14 protein-coding genes and 1 rRNA gene are annotated in these 13,883 nt (G+C 69.9%); 9 read left to right on the forward strand and 6 right to left on the reverse strand.

The genetic code is table 11. The annotated features are described in order from the left end of the window. Positions 1–169: 169 nt before the first annotated feature. A 5S ribosomal RNA gene (gene rrf, locus G528_RS0109760) occupies positions 170–286 on the forward strand. Between the two features lie 103 nt (positions 287–389). After that, complete coding sequence (gene nucS / locus G528_RS0109765; RefSeq protein WP_026918804.1) at positions 390–1,076, forward strand: endonuclease NucS; 687 nt, start codon at positions 390–392, stop codon at positions 1,074–1,076. An 8-nt stretch (positions 1,077–1,084) separates the two neighbouring features. Here the strand turns inward: nucS and G528_RS17115 are convergent, their stop codons facing one another. Together G528_RS17115 and mce are read right to left on the reverse strand one after the other, a co-directional pair. Continuing rightward, positions 1,085–2,038 (reverse strand): DivIVA domain-containing protein, encoded by a 954-nt coding sequence (locus tag G528_RS17115; protein ID WP_245569737.1) that lies wholly within the window; start codon positions 2,036–2,038, stop codon positions 1,085–1,087. Between the two features lie 116 nt (positions 2,039–2,154). Next, positions 2,155–2,640 (reverse strand): methylmalonyl-CoA epimerase, encoded by a 486-nt coding sequence (mce, locus tag G528_RS0109775; RefSeq protein ID WP_026918805.1) that lies wholly within the window; start codon positions 2,638–2,640, stop codon positions 2,155–2,157. A gap of 117 nt (positions 2,641–2,757) precedes the next feature. Between mce and G528_RS0109780 the strand changes: the two genes are divergently transcribed. The 3 genes from G528_RS0109780 to G528_RS0109790 are packed head-to-tail and all read left to right on the forward strand — an operon-like array spanning position 2,758 to position 5,273. Beyond that, entirely contained in the window at positions 2,758–3,951 is a 1,194-nt protein-coding gene (locus G528_RS0109780) for an acetyl-CoA C-acetyltransferase (protein ID WP_026918806.1), read from the forward strand. Positions 3,952–3,957: 6 nt separating this feature from the next. Further along, entirely contained in the window at positions 3,958–4,323 is a 366-nt protein-coding gene (locus G528_RS0109785) for a DUF3817 domain-containing protein (RefSeq protein WP_026918807.1), read from the forward strand. 44 nt (positions 4,324–4,367) lie between these two features. Continuing rightward, complete coding sequence (locus tag G528_RS0109790) at positions 4,368–5,273, forward strand: tetratricopeptide repeat protein (protein ID WP_026918808.1); 906 nt, start codon at positions 4,368–4,370, stop codon at positions 5,271–5,273. 88 nt (positions 5,274–5,361) lie between these two features. Here the strand turns inward: G528_RS0109790 and glgB are convergent, their stop codons facing one another. The 4 genes from glgB to G528_RS0109810 are packed head-to-tail and all read right to left on the reverse strand — an operon-like array spanning position 5,362 to position 11,151. Beyond that, positions 5,362–7,182: a 1,4-alpha-glucan branching protein GlgB gene (gene glgB, locus G528_RS0109795; RefSeq protein WP_026918809.1), complete on the reverse strand. Its 1,821-nt coding sequence runs from the start codon at positions 7,180–7,182 to the stop codon at positions 5,362–5,364. Further along, positions 7,179–9,221, reverse strand: coding sequence for an ATP-dependent DNA helicase (locus G528_RS0109800; RefSeq protein ID WP_026918810.1), 2,043 nt, complete (start codon positions 9,219–9,221; stop codon positions 7,179–7,181). The genes glgB and G528_RS0109800 overlap by 4 nt, the downstream gene beginning before the upstream one ends. Further along, positions 9,218–9,811: an isochorismatase family protein gene (locus tag G528_RS0109805; RefSeq protein WP_051198636.1), complete on the reverse strand. Its 594-nt coding sequence runs from the start codon at positions 9,809–9,811 to the stop codon at positions 9,218–9,220. Before G528_RS0109805 ends, G528_RS0109800 begins: the two co-directional genes overlap by 4 nt. After that, positions 9,808–11,151: a nicotinate phosphoribosyltransferase gene (locus G528_RS0109810; protein ID WP_211220622.1), complete on the reverse strand. Its 1,344-nt coding sequence runs from the start codon at positions 11,149–11,151 to the stop codon at positions 9,808–9,810. The genes G528_RS0109805 and G528_RS0109810 overlap by 4 nt, the downstream gene beginning before the upstream one ends. On the opposite strand from G528_RS0109810, the gene clpS reads away from it, so the two are divergent. The 4 genes from clpS (at position 11,150) to G528_RS0109830 (ending at position 13,883) form a co-directional block, all read left to right on the forward strand. Continuing rightward, positions 11,150–11,452, forward strand: coding sequence for an ATP-dependent Clp protease adapter ClpS (clpS, locus tag G528_RS0109815; protein WP_026918813.1), 303 nt, complete (start codon positions 11,150–11,152; stop codon positions 11,450–11,452). The genes G528_RS0109810 and clpS overlap by 2 nt on opposite strands. A gap of 88 nt (positions 11,453–11,540) precedes the next feature. Further along, the gene (aosR, locus tag G528_RS17120) at positions 11,541–12,164 is read left to right on the forward strand and encodes an oxidative stress transcriptional regulator AosR (protein WP_035719646.1); all 624 of its coding nucleotides are present in this window, start codon (positions 11,541–11,543) and stop codon (positions 12,162–12,164) included. Beyond that, positions 12,161–13,261 (forward strand): P1 family peptidase, encoded by a 1,101-nt coding sequence (locus G528_RS0109825; RefSeq protein ID WP_425402226.1) that lies wholly within the window; start codon positions 12,161–12,163, stop codon positions 13,259–13,261. Before aosR ends, G528_RS0109825 begins: the two co-directional genes overlap by 4 nt. Positions 13,262–13,274: 13 nt before the next feature. Further along, positions 13,275–13,883 (forward strand): rhomboid family intramembrane serine protease, encoded by a 609-nt coding sequence (locus G528_RS0109830; RefSeq protein WP_026918815.1) that lies wholly within the window; start codon positions 13,275–13,277, stop codon positions 13,881–13,883.

The following is a 13,883-nucleotide window of genomic DNA, read 5'->3' on the forward strand; positions in this document are numbered from 1 at the left end:
CAGACCGGTCGACTGTGGTCGACTGGTGAACGAAACACACACCACACGCCTGTGACGCGCCATGTGTGCGTGACACGCGTGTGTGATGGCATCCACTATGTACTTCTGAAACAACACCAGCACCCCTGCCGGCAAGCCGCGGGGGGTGTGCGGGACAGTTTCATAGAGTTACGGCGGCTATAGCGGTGGGGAAACGCCCGGTCCCATTCCGAACCCGGAAGCTAAGCCCACCTGCGCCGATGGTACTGCACTGTAATGGGTGTGGGAGAGTAGGACACCGCCGAACACCATTGTTCAGCAGAGCCCCGGACCGGGTAACACCGGCCCGGGGCTCTCCTGCATTCCACACCCGTATCAAGCCCGGCAGGACGTCCACTACACTCGCGGACGTGCGTTTAGTGATTGCCGAGTGCCAGGTCGACTACGTCGGTCGGTTGACCGCCCACCTCCCGATGGCGAGCCGGCTGATCCTCATCAAGTCCGACGGGTCGGTGAGCATCCACGCCGACGACCGGGCGTTCAAGCCCCTGAACTGGATGAGCCCGCCGTGCTGGCTGACCGAGCACGAGCCGGGCGACGAGGCCGGCGACCTCGAAGCGGTCTGGGTGGTCGAGAACAAGTCCGGAGAACAACTGCGGATCAGCATCCGGGGGATCGAGCACGACTCATCCCATGAACTCGGCCTGGACCCGGGACTCGTCAAGGACGGCGTCGAATCGCACCTTCAGGAGCTGCTCGCCGAACACATCGAGACCCTGGGCGACGGGTTCACCCTCATCCGGCGGGAGTACATGACGGCGATCGGCCCGGTAGACATCCTGTGTCGCGACGCCGAGGGACAGACCGTCGCGGTGGAGATCAAGCGGCGCGGTGAGATCGACGGCGTGGAGCAGCTCACCCGGTACCTGGATCTACTCAACCGCGACGCGACGATCGCGCCGGTCAGCGGGATCTTCGCCGCCCAGGCGATCAAGCCGCAGGCCAAGACCCTCGCGACCGACCGCGGGATCCGCTGTGTGACGCTCGACTACGAGGAACTACGCGGTACCGAGAGCACTGAGTTCCGGCTGTTCTGACGCCGGAGTCACGCCGATTCGGCGTTGACTCCGTCTGCGTCGATTCCGTCTGCGTCGATTCCGTCCGCGTCGATTCCGTCCGCGTCGACTCCTTCTGGGTCGATTCCGGCGGTGTCGTCGTTCCCGCCCGCGTCGTGCGCATCGGAGGTCGTGACGGCGTCGAGGACATCGGTGGCGGCGTGATCGTCGTACCGGTTCCGGCCGACCAGTGTCCGGTTGAGGAGATCGATGTCGTCGTCCTCGGTGGTGTCGACGAGAGCCCGCTCGTCGTCGGACAGCGCCAACGCCTCGGGCAGGGCGGAGAGGTGTTCGCGGAGGGCGGCCAGGTGGTCGAGCACCTGGCGGTGGGCGTCGGCGGCGGCCTGCGCCAGCTCGCGGGACCGGCCCAGGCGTGCGAGTCCGATGCCGTGGGCGTCACCGCGGATCCGGGCGGCGTCGTTCTCGGCGTCCTCGATGATCCGTTCGGCGCGCGCGCGTGCGGCGTCCACAGCGCGTTCCTGCTCGGCGACACGCTTCTCGGCGTCGGTGATGAGGGCGTCCGCGTGGTCCTGGGCGAGTTCCTTGGTCCGGGTTGCCTCGGCGGCCGCACGGTGCACGATGTCGTCGGCCTCCTGCCGACTCACGGAGAGCAGCTCGTCGGCCTCCTCGCGAGCGGACGCGCGGACCTCGCTGGCCTCGTCGGTGGCCAGTTGCAGCATCCGGGACACCCGTTCGCTCATGCCGGCGACCGTGGTCGGCGGCACGGACAGCGTGTTCACCTCGTTCTGGAGTTCCCGGACGCGTCTGCGCGTGTCGTCGAGGTGCGCCTGCAGTTCGTCGGCGTTGGCGTGCGCGGCGTCCCGATCGGCCTGCATCATGCGCATCTCGGCGTCGAGGCGACGGATATGGTCTGTCACCTGATCGCGGTCGTAACCGCGCATCACGATGGGGAACGGACTCTGGCGGTTTCCGGGAGCTGACATATCCCCAGTGTACGGCGGGTGGAGGCCGCGCACGGGGAACGACGCGGGGTGTCGCAGGGTCGTCGCGGGGTGCCGAGTCGGAACCGGCCGTCGGCGTCGGCCGGCAGTGCCGACGATCAGTGTCCGGCGGCGGGTTCGACCAGTTCCAGAAGGACCCCACCGGCATCCTTGGGATGCACGAAGTTGATACGCGAGTCCGCGGTGCCCCGTTTGGGGGCGGGGTACAGGAGACGCACGCCGTTGTCGGTGAGACGGCGCATCACCTCGTCGAGATCGGTGACCCGAACGGCGAGCTGCTGGAGTCCGGGACCGGATCGGCCGATGAACTTCGCGATCGTCGACTCGTCGTTCAGCGGTGCGAGCAGTTGGATCTGCGTGTCGGCGCCCGCGGGGCCGATCATCGCCTCGCGGACGCCCTGCTCGTCGTTGATCTCCTCGTGGAGGTTGGCGAATCCGAGGTTCGTCAGCCACCAGGCCGCGGCCTCGTCGAGGTCCGGGACGGCGATGCCGACGTGGTCGACGGCGGTGACCAGGTCACCGATCGGCTGCAGCGCGGCTGCGTTGGTGGTACTTGTCACGTCATCGGATGAGGAGTTGCTCATGACATAACGGTAGCGTTGAGGCGAGACCGGGGCGACGTCCGGGCGCCCCACGGTCCACTCCGCAGCGGCGACGAGCACCTCGACTCGTCCCGCTGCATCGCAATGAGGAGCTGATAGATGTCCGACAACACGACCGTGATCGTTTCGGGCGCCCGCACCGCACAGGGCCGCCTGATGGGATCACTCAAGGGATTCTCCGCCGTCGACCTCGGGGCCACGGCCGTGAAGGGAGCGCTGGAGCGGGGAGGGGTGGACCCCGCACAGGTGCAGTACGTGATCATGGGGCAGGTCCTGACCGCGGGCGCCGGCCAGATGCCCGCGCGGCAGACCGCCGTGAAGGCAGGCATCGGCTGGGACGTGCCCGCGCTGTCGATCAACAAGATGTGCCTCTCGGGCATCGACTCGATCGCGCTGGCCGACCAGCTCATCCGTGCCGGTGAGTTCGACTGCGTGGTGGCCGGGGGCCAGGAGTCGATGACTCAGGCGCCGCACCTGCTGCCGGGAAGTCGCGGCGGCTTCAAGTACGGCGACACCGCGCTCGTGGACCACATGGCCTACGACGGGCTGCACGACGTGTTCACCGATCAGGCGATGGGTGCGCTCACCGAGGACGGTAACGACACCGACGGCTTCACCCGCGAGGAACAGGACGCGTTCGCCGCCCGGAGCCACCGGTTGGCGGCCGAGGCGATCGCGAAGGGCGTCTTCGACGACGAGATCGTGCCGGTCGCCGTTCCACAGCGGAAGGGCGACCCGGTCGAGTTCACCGTCGACGAGGGCGTTCGCGCCGACACCACCGCCGAGTCGCTGGCCGGCCTGCGTCCGGCGTTCCGCAAGGGCGGCACCCTCACCGCGGGCAATTCGTCGCAGATCTCAGACGGTGCGGCGGCTGTCGTCGTGATGAGCCGTGCGCGCGCCGAGGAGCTCGGCCTGACGTGGCTGGCGGAGATCGGTGCGCACGGCGTCGTCGCCGGACCGGATTCGTCGTTGCAGCAGCAGCCGGCTAACGCCATCGTCAAGGCGTGTGAGCGTGAGGGCATCGCCCCCGCCGATCTCGACCTGGTGGAGATCAACGAGGCCTTCGCGGCGGTGGGCCTGGCGTCCACGCGTGCCTTGGGCATCGATCCGGAGATCGTGAACGTCAACGGCGGCGGCATCGCTCTCGGTCACCCCATCGGAACCTCGGGTGCGCGCATCACGCTCCACCTCGCGCTCGAACTGGCGCGTCGCGGTGGCGGCGTGGGGGCCGCGGCGCTGTGCGGTGCGGGTGGACAGGGCGACGCCCTGATCGTTCGCGTGGCGAAGGGGTGAGTGACGATGACTGACTTCTTCGACCTGAGCACGCCCGCCAGGCGGTTCCGATTCATCGCCGTCGTCGAGGCGATCACCTGGGCCCTCCTGCTGGTCGGGATGGCCGTCAAGTACGGCGCGGGTGTCGACGCGGCGACCATGGTGCCGGGGGCGCTGCACGGCGCCGCATTCCTGATCTACCTCGCCGCTGCCCTGCACGCCGCGGTCCGTCTCTCGTGGACGCCGAAGGTGACGATCCTGGCGCTCGTGGCCTCGCTGCCGCCGTTCTTCACGGTGTGGTTCGAGCAGTGGGCCAAGCGCAACGGGCATCTCGGCGAACTGTCCGACTCGGTTGCCGACGACGACGGGGATCGTGACACACTGAAGGTGTGACAACACCTTCTCGACGTCAAGAGCAAGCGAGCGCCGCGATCGCCATGTCCGGCGCCGTCGACCTCGCGGGACTGAAGGAGCGGGCATTGGCGCAGCAGGCTGCTGCGTCGCGTCCCGCTCCTTCGGCGTCTCCGGAGGACGGTGGGAGCCCGTCGCCGGACGCCGTGATCGACGTGACCGATGCGACCTTCGAATCGGACGTCATCGCCCGATCGAGCACCCAGGTCGTGGTGGTCGACCTGTGGGCCTCCTGGTGCGAGCCGTGCAAGCAGCTGTCGCCGGTCCTGGAGAAGATGGCCGCCGCATCCGGCGGGCGGTGGGTGCTGGCGAAGGTCGACGTGGACGCGAACCCCGGCATCGCACAGGCCTTCGGCGTGCAGTCGTTGCCGACGGTGGTGGCGCTCGTGGCCGGGCGCCCGGTGTCCGCGTTCAACGGCGTGCAGCCCGAACAGCAGATCCAGGCGTGGTTGGACGACATCTTCGCGCAGGTCGGCGGCGTGCTGCCCGACTCCGGGCGAGACGGTGGGGCGCCGGCCGACGAACCGGACGATCCCCGGATGGTGGCCGCCGCGGAACTGCTCGACGCGGGTGACTTCGACGAGGCGCTGATCGCGTATCGCGCGATCCTCGGTGTGGAGCCCGACAACACGGAGGCCGCCGCGGCGATCCGCAACCTCGAGTTCGCGATGCGGGCCCAGGCGCACGACCCGTCGGTCGTGTCGACGGCGCAGCCCGGCGACGTGGATGCGCAACTGGCCGCCGCCGACGTGCTGCTGCTCGGTCAGCGTCCCGATGAGGCGTTCGACCGCATCATCGAACTGGTCAAGGTGACCGCAGCGGACGATCGCGACCGTGCTCGCGCGCGGCTCCTCGAGCTGTTCGAGCTGTTCGATCCGTCCGAACCGTTCGTGAAGGCGGCGCGGCGCAAGCTCGCGACCGCCCTGTACTGATCGCGACCGCCCTGTACTGATCGCGACCGCCCTGTACTGATCGCGACCGCACACGGGCTGCATCGAACGATCGCCCACGCCCCTGACGTCACTCCGGGGTCAGGAACACCGCGGCGGATGCGGGGAGGGTCAGCACAGCGCTGTGGGGGCGCCCGTGCGACGCCTCGTCGTCGGCGATCACCCGTCCCAGGTTCCCCGTCCCGTGACCGCCGTACTCGCGGGCAGCGGTGTTGAGGATCTCCCGCCACGGCCCCGATGCCGGCAGGCCGAGTCGGTAGCCGAACAGGTCGCGGTCGGAGAAGTTGAAGAGGCAGGCGATCGGCCGCGACTCGGCGTCGGGCCCGAGTCGCAGGAACGCGATCACCGTGTTGCGGGTGTCGCGCGCGTCGAGCCAGTCGAACCCGCGGGCGTCGCCGTCGAGCGCGTGGAGTGCCGGCGTGTCGGCGTGCAGGGCCGCGAGATCGTGCGCGGCCAGTGCGATGCCGCGGTGGCGTTCGTCGTCGCAGAGCTGCCAGTCCAGTTCGCGGTCGTCGGCCCACTCCCGGATCTGCCCGAACTCCTGTCCCATGAACAGCAGCTTCTTCCCGGGGTGCGCCCACTGGAACGCCAGGATCAGCCGGACGTGGGCCGCGGCGTCGGCGGACTCCGGTATCCGCGTGAACAGCGTGCCCTTGCCGTGTACGACCTCGTCGTGGCTGATCGGGAGCACGTAGTGCTCGGCGGTGGCGTGGGTGAGGGAGAACGCCACCCGATGTTGCAGGTCCGCCCGCTCGGCCGGCGGGCGACCGGCGAATGCGAGGAGATCGTGCATCCATCCGAGATTCCACGTGAAGTCGAAGCCGAGACCGCCGCGAGCGGTCGGCGTCGTGATGTCGGGCCACGCGGTGGACTCCTCCGCGATCATCACCGCTCCGGGACAACTGCGGTGCACCGCGTCGTTGAGGTCCCGCAGGAATGCGACGGCTTCATCGTTCTCGTTGGTGCCGCGCGCATTCGGCCGCCACGTTCCCGGGGCCCGCGAGTAGTCGAGGTACAGCATCGAGGCGACGGCGTCGACGCGGAGGCCGTCGAGGTGGAACTCGGAGCACCAGTAGACGGCGCTGGCGATGAGGAACTCGCGAACCTCGGCGCGGCCGAGGTTGAACGCATAGGTGCCCCAGTCCGGTTGCTCGCGGCGCAACGGATCGGCGTGCTCGTACAGCGGTGTCCCGTCGAACTCGCCCAGCAGGTGTTCGTCCTTGGGGAAGTGGGCGGGCACCCAGTCGAGGAGGACGGCGATGCCGCGGGAGTGCAGGTGGTCGACGAGGTAGCGGAAGTCGTCGGCATCGCCGTAGCGTGCCGTGCACGCGAAGTATCCGCCGACCTGGTATCCCCACGAGCCGCCGTACGGGTGCTCGGTGATCGGCATCAGTTGGATGTGGGTGAAGCGCTGCGCCACCGCGTAGTCGGCCAACCGGTGGGCGATGTCGCGGTAGCCGAGCCCGGTGCGCCACGAACCGAGGTGGACCTCGTAGATCGACATCGGCCGGGTACGGGCGTTGCGGTCGGCGCGCTGCGCGCACCAGTCGGCGTCGGTCCATTCGTGGGTGGACTCCCGGCCGATCACCGAGGCGCTCGCCGGGGGGAGTTCGGCTGCGCGGGCGAGCGGGTCGGCCTTGTCTCGGGCCAGACCGTCGGCGCCGACGATCCGATACTTGTAGGCCATGCCGGGCACCGCGGCGGCGATGACGGTGCTCCAGACGCCGTCCGGGCCGCGCCCGAGCGGATGGGCGGCGGGCTCCCACGCGTTGAAGTCGCCGATCACCGTCACCGAACGCGCGTTGGGCGCCCACACGGAGAACCTCGTGCCCCCGTCGCCGGGGCGGGCGCCGAGTCGCCGCCACAGGGGCGCGTCGTCGGCGCCGGTCACGTCGTACCGAGGCGGCGCAGCGCCCCGCGGACGGCGTCGGCGTCGGTCGTCCGCCAGAACGGCGGCAGACCCGCCAGCAGGTAGCCGGCGTAGCGTGCGGTGACCAGCCGCGGGTCGAGGACGGCGACGACGCCGCGGTCGTCACTCGAGCGCAGGAGCCGCCCGACCCCCTGGGCCAGGAGCAGTGCGGCGTGATTGGCCGACACGGTGAGGAAGCCGTTCCCGCCGCGGGCGTCGACGTCGCGCTGGCGTGCCGACAGCAGCGGGTCGTCGGGTCGTGGGAAGGGGATGCGGTCGATCATCACCAGGCTCAGCGACCGGCCGGGGACGTCGACTCCCTGCCACAGGGAGAGCGTGCCGAACAGGCACGTCGGCTCGTCGGCGGCGAACCGTTCGATCAAAGCGGAGGTCGTGTCGTCGCCCTGGCACAGCAGCGGGAACGCGACGCGGTCGCGGAGTGTCTCGGCTGCATGTCTGGCCGCGCGCATCGACGAGAAGAGCCCGAGCGTCCGCCCGCCCGCCGCCGTCATCAGCTCGACCATCTCATCGAGTGTCTGGGGCGCCATCGGGTCGCGGCCGGGCGGCGGAAGATGCCGGCCCACGTAGAGGATCGCCGACCGGGGATAGTCGAAGGGGCTGCCGACGTCGAGACCGACCCAGCCGGGCTCCGGTCCCGCCTCCGGTGATGTTGGCTGCGGTGATGCCGTGTCCGGTGGCGTCGCCGCCGAGGCGTCCTGCCGTCCGTGCGCCGGCAGGCCCCACGTGCGCGCCAGGGCGTCGAAGTCGCCGCCGATCGTCAGGGTCGCCGACGTCAGCACCACGGTGGATTCGGTGAACAGGGAGGTCCGCAGCAGACCGGCCACCGACAGCGGCGCGATGCGCAGAACGCGGCGTTCGGTGGTGCGGAAACGATCGGTGGCCAGCCAGATGACGTCGTGACGACGCGTGATGTCGGGTTCGGCGAAGACCGTCAGCACCCGGACCACGGCGTCGTGCAGCGAGTCGACGGCGCTGATCGCCATCTGCCGCGCCGCCGCTGCGTCGGGGTCCGACCCCGACGACGGCGCCGGCCCGATCGCGCTGCGCGCATTCCACAGTCGGTCGCGCAGGGCGGCGAGGATCTCGGGCGCACCGGCGGGCAGTCGCGTCCATTCGCCTTCGCGAGAATCGTCCAGCAGCGTTTCGAGCTGCTCGCCCGCACCGACGAGAGCGTCGGCCGTCGCATCGTCGATGAGGCGACCCAGACGACGGGACACCTGGGTGACGGCCGTCGCGGAGATCTCCTCGGTGGTGACGGAGGTGATCCGGTCGACCAACTCGTGAGCCTCGTCGATCACGACGACCCGATGTTCCGGGAGGATCGTCGCCGGACTCATCGCGTCGATCGCCAGCATGGCGTGATTGGTGACGATCACATCGGACGCACCCGCCCGTCTGCGGGCCGACTCGGCGAAGCAGTCGGCGCCGTACGCGCAGTTCGCGGCGCCGAGACACTCCTTCGACGTCACGCTCACCTGGCGCCACGCCTGGTCGCTCACACCGGGCGCCAGATCGTCGCGGTCACCGGTGTCCGTATCGGAGGTCCATTCGCGCAGTCGGGTCACCTCGCGCCCCATCCGCGACATCTCGAAGGCGTCGAACAGTTCGCTCGCCGGATCCTCGGCGACGCCGGAGTGGATCTTGTTGAGACACAGATAGTTGGCGCGACCCTTCAGGATGGCGAAGGTCGGTTCCCGGCCCAGCGGCCCCGTCAACGCCGACGTCAGACGCGGCAGATCGCGTTCGGTGAGCTGTCTCTGCAGTGCGATGGTCGCCGTCGAGACGACGACCGTCTCCTCCTGCGCCACCGCGTGACGGATCGACGGAACCAGGTAGGCCAACGACTTGCCGGTGCCGGTGCCGGCCTGCACCGCGAGGTGGTGGTCGTCGTCGATGGCGTCCGCGACGGCCTCGGCCATCGCGAGCTGACCCTCGCGCGGCGCACCGCCCACGGCCTCGACAGCGGTGTTCAGGAGGTCCGGGACGTCGGGGACACTCACCCGAGCAGGTCCACGCCGGCGTCGCGGAGCTCGTCCAGAGCGCGCCGCGTCGTGGCCTCGGCGACGCCCGCGGTGTGGGCCGCCAGCACGCGCGTACCGAAACCTGCGGCGATCGCGTCGAGGGCGGTGGCACGCACGCAGTGATCGGTGGCGATGCCGACGACGTCGACGTCGGTCACCCCGTGCTCCGACAGCCAGGCCGCCAGCGTCACGCCGTTCTCGTCGGCCCCCTCGAAGCCGGAGTACGCGGCCTCGTACTCGCCCTTGGAGAAGACGGCCCGGACGGGCCGCAGGTCGAAGTCCGGGTGGAACTCGGCACCGGGCGTGCCCGCACGACAGTGGGGCGGCCAGGAGTCGACGAAGTCGGGGTCGTCGGAGAAGTGATCGCCGGGATCGACGTGGTGGTCACGGGTGGCGACCACCAGGTCGTAGCCGACGGCCAGCGTGTTCACCGAGCGGGCGACCGCTGCGCCGCCCTCGACGCCGAGTGCGCCGCCCTCGCAGAAGTCGTTCTGGACGTCGACGATCACCAATGCTCGGGTGGACTCGTCGGGACTTCGCCTCTCGGGGTTTCGGTTCTCGGGGATCATCGACTCTCCGGATCGTTCACGTAGCGGGTGGGGACTGCCGGGTCGCCGTGGCTCAGACCCAGCCCCTCCCACGGCAGCGAGACGAGGCCGCGGGCCACATGCTCGCGCGATGCCTCCAGTGTAGGGATGTCCGCGGCGCGCTCGCCGCCCCGCACGAGGGGGATCTGCAGGGGCCGGACGTCCAGGTCCGCGGCGTGAGGCGGGTCGGTGCGGTCGACCGGATCCTCGCGGACCACGACCTCCTCGACGATCGTTCCGGTGGGGCGCGCGGCGCGGAACGCGCGTTTGGCGCCGCCGTGACTCTCCTTGTGGCTGGAGCGTTTCGCGACGGGCACGCCGTCGACCTCGACGAGCTTGTAGACCATTCCCGCGGTCGGCGATCCGCTGCCGGTGACGACCGACGTGCCCACACCGTAGGTGTCGACCGGCTCGGCGCGCAGGGAGGCGATCGCGTACTCGTCGAGATCGCCCGAGACGACGATCTTGGTCTCGGTCGCACCGAGCTCGTCGAGTTGAGCGCGGACCTGCCGGGCGAGGACCCCTAGATCCCCCGAATCGATCCGGACCGCCCCGAGCTCGGTTCCGGCGACCTCGATGGCGTTCCGGACGCCTGCGGTGATGTCGTAGGTGTCGACCAGCAGCGTGGTCGACGGACCGAACGCCGCCACCTGCGCCTCGAACGCGGCACGCTCATCGGAGCCGCCGGGACGGGCGAACGACAGGGTGAAGGCGTGTGCGGCGGTTCCGGCGCTAGGGACACCGTAGGTGCGCGCCGCCTCCAGATTGCTCGTCGCATCCACACCCGCCAGATACGCGGCCCGCGAGGCGGCGACAGCGGCGTGCTCGTGCGTGCGGCGTCCACCCATCTCGATGATCGGGCGTCCGGCGGCCGCACTGACCATCCGGGCCGCGGCCGAGGCGACGGCGCTGTCGTGATTGAGGATCGAGAGGATCAGCGTCTCGAGCAGGACGGCTTCGCCGAACCCGCCGCGCACCGTCAGCACCGGCGACCCCGGGAAGTAGAGCTCACCCTCGCGATAGCCGTCGACGTCGCCGCCGAACCGGTAGTCGGCCAGCCAGCCGAGAGTGTCGTCGTCGACGATCCCGCGGAGGGCGGCCAGCTCGGCATCGCCGAATCGAAACGCGTCGAGGGCGTCCAGAACACGTCCGGTGCCTGCGACGACGCCGAATCGGCGGCCGTCGGGAAGGCGGCGCGCGAACACCTCGAAAACACAGTTGCGCTGGGCTGTTCCCGCCTTGAGGGCGGCCGACAGCATGGTCAGCTCGTATTGATCGGTCAGCAGCGCGGTACTGGTCACCTTCGCTACCCTATTACTCATGGCTACCGATGAGGCGACACCCGGTACCGGTGCCGGTACCGCGGTGGCAGAACCCGAGGTGTCACACGACCGTCCGTGGGTGACGCTCGTGTGGGACGACCCGGTGAATCTCATGAACTACGTCGCCTACGTCTTCCAGAAGGTCTTCGGCTACTCCGAAGACCACGCGAAGCAACTCATGATGCAGGTGCACACCGAGGGGAAGGCCGTCGTCTCCAGCGGAGACCGCGCGAAGGTCGAGGGCGACGTCCGCAAACTGCATGCGGCGGGCCTGTGGGCGACCATGCAGCACGACTCATGAGGGCAGCACGACTCATGAGGGCAGCACGACTCATGACGGCAGCACGACTCATGACGGCGACACGATCCGTGATGCGGACGGAGGTCTGATGCGCACGTGGCGGCGGACCGGATCCGGAGACGACGTCCGGATCTGCTCGAACCTCGAGAGCTACGAATGCCAACTGCTCGCATCGATGGTCGAGTCGATCACCGAACTGCTCACCGAACGCGCGGAGTCCGCTCCGCACGACGAACTGTCGTCTCTCACCGGCATCGTCACCGGGCACACCTCGGCGCCCGACGATGTGACGCTCGGGCGACTGCTGCCCGACTTCCACCGACCCGACCAGGACGAACAGTTGGCGGCCGGCCCGCTCGTCGCCGACCTGAACGGGGGACTGCGGAGCGTCAACGAACCCGCCATCATCGACTCCAAACTCGAAGCGGCGCGCGTCGTGCTCGCCACACTGCCCGACGACGGCGGAGACGTACGGCTCACCGAGGCGGAAGCCGACCGCTGGCTGGCGGCGCTGACCGACATCCGGCTCGCGCTCGGCGCGATGCTCGGCCTCACCGACGAACCCTCGAAGCTTCCGCCCGACCACCCGCATGCGGCACACCAGGACGTCTACGACTGGCTGTCGGTGGTGCAGGGGCTGCTGGTGGAGGCGCTGATGTCGGCCGAGTGGACGCAACCCGAGGACCCGACCGAGGACGAGGGGCCGTGGTGACCGGCGACTCCCGGATCGAATCGCGTGAGGGAAACCGGCTCACCGACGTCCCCGGCATCGCCGTCGGGCACTACCACCGGCTCGACGACGACGTGGTGCTCGCCACCATCGACGACCCCGGCGAGGGCTGGGCGACCGGAACCACGGTGATCCGGCTCCCCGCCGGGAGCGCGACGGCGGTCGACGTCCGGGGCGGCGGCCCCGGAACACGCGAGACCGACCTGCTCGACCCGGTGAACACCGTGCGGGGCGCCGATGCGATCGTCCTGACCGGCGGCAGCGCCTTCGGTCTCGCGGCCGCCGACGGCGTGATGCTCGGCCTCGAGGAGTCCGGGACGGGTCTCCCGATGGACGGGCAGGGCCACGTGGTCCCGATCGTTCCGGCAGCCGTCATCTTCGACCTGCCGGTCGGACGGTGGGAGAACCGGCCGACCGCGGAGTTCGGGCGCCGAGCACTCGACGCCGCGACGATCGAGTTCGACGTCGGATCGGTGGGCGCCGGAGTCGGCGCCCGGGCAGGCGCGCTCAAAGGCGGAGTCGGCACCGCATCGGTGACCGTCCGCGAGGGCCCCGCGCGGGGACTGACCGTCGGCGCCCTCGTCGTCGCGAACCCCGTCGGCGGGGTCATCGACCCGACGACCGGGCTGCCGTGGGGCTCGGACGACCTCGACGTGCACCGTCTCCGCACACCGACGCAGCTCGAGGTGAAACGGCTCGCCGAGCTCACCGCCAAGGGCACCGTGCTCAACACGACGATCGGGGTCGTGGCGACGGACGCGACCCTGTCGGTGGCCGGAACCAAACGGCTCGCGATGGCGGGGCACGACGGGCTCGCCCGGGCCGTCCGGCCGGCGCATTCACCGCTCGACGGCGACACCCTCTTCGGCGTGGCCACGGGCGAGCGGACCGTCGCGCCCGACGACGCCGTCGACGTCCCGCCCGGCATGGACCCCGACACGGCGATCGTGACCGCGTTGTGCGAGGTGTCCGCGACGGTCGTCCAGCGGGCGATCGTCTCCGCGGTGGTCACCGCGACCAGCGTCGCCGGCATCCCCGCGTACCGCGATCTGCTCGTCTCGGCGTTCGGTCCCCGGTGAACACCGGTACGCGATGACCGCGGCGACGGAGGCACGCCGCCCGGCGTGGCAGCGCGCGGTGATCACGATGGCGCTGGTCATCGCCGGGCTCGTCGTCATCGAGATCATCGACCTGGCGATGAACGGTCGCCTCGACCAGAACGGAATCGTCCCCCGGAGACTGTCCGGCGTCGACGGCATCCTGTGGGCGCCCCTGCTGCACGCGGACTTCTCCCATCTGGCCGCCAACGTCGTCCCCGGGGCCGTCCTCGGGTTCTTCCTGCTGCTCGCGCGGCGATTCGGGGCCGTCACGACGATCGTCTGGCTCGTCAGCGGACTCGGAGTCTGGCTCACCGGGCCGTCCGGCACCGTGACCGTCGGCGCATCGGGCGTGGTCTTCGGATGGCTCGCATACCTGCTCGTTCGCGGCGTCTTCAACCGCGACCCGTGGCAGGGGCTCGGTGGTCTCGCGATCCTCGCCGTCTACGGTGGTGTGCTGTGGGGCGTACTGCCGCAAGGCGGTGGAGCATCCTGGCAGGGACACCTGTTCGGCGCCGTCGGCGGCGTGTTGGCGGCATGGATGCTCAGTGATCGGCGCGGCGAAGGCGACCGGCGCGGTGAGGTGCCCGCGGGCGAGAGGTGA

The organism is Gordonia shandongensis DSM 45094, from assembly GCF_000423025.1.
Lineage (GTDB): Bacteria > Actinomycetota > Actinomycetes > Mycobacteriales > Mycobacteriaceae > Gordonia > Gordonia shandongensis.

Coding starts and splice junctions, on each gene's coding strand:
- G528_RS17115 (WP_245569737.1), bottom strand. CDS start 2,038: ATGTCAGCTCCCGGAAACCGCCAGAGTCCGTTCCCCATCGTGATGCGC.
- mce (WP_026918805.1), bottom strand. CDS start 2,640: ATGAGCAACTCCTCATCCGATGACGTGACAAGTACCACCAACGCAGCC.
- G528_RS0109780 (WP_026918806.1), top strand. CDS start 2,758: ATGTCCGACAACACGACCGTGATCGTTTCGGGCGCCCGCACCGCACAG.
- G528_RS0109785 (WP_026918807.1), top strand. CDS start 3,958: ATGACTGACTTCTTCGACCTGAGCACGCCCGCCAGGCGGTTCCGATTC.
- G528_RS0109790 (WP_026918808.1), top strand. CDS start 4,368: ATGTCCGGCGCCGTCGACCTCGCGGGACTGAAGGAGCGGGCATTGGCG.
- G528_RS0109805 (WP_051198636.1), bottom strand. CDS start 9,811: ATGATCCCCGAGAACCGAAACCCCGAGAGGCGAAGTCCCGACGAGTCC.
- clpS (WP_026918813.1), top strand. CDS start 11,150: ATGGCTACCGATGAGGCGACACCCGGTACCGGTGCCGGTACCGCGGTG.
- G528_RS0109810 (WP_211220622.1), bottom strand. CDS start 11,151: ATGAGTAATAGGGTAGCGAAGGTGACCAGTACCGCGCTGCTGACCGAT.
- aosR (WP_035719646.1), top strand. CDS start 11,541: ATGCGCACGTGGCGGCGGACCGGATCCGGAGACGACGTCCGGATCTGC.
- G528_RS0109830 (WP_026918815.1), top strand. CDS start 13,275: ATGACCGCGGCGACGGAGGCACGCCGCCCGGCGTGGCAGCGCGCGGTG.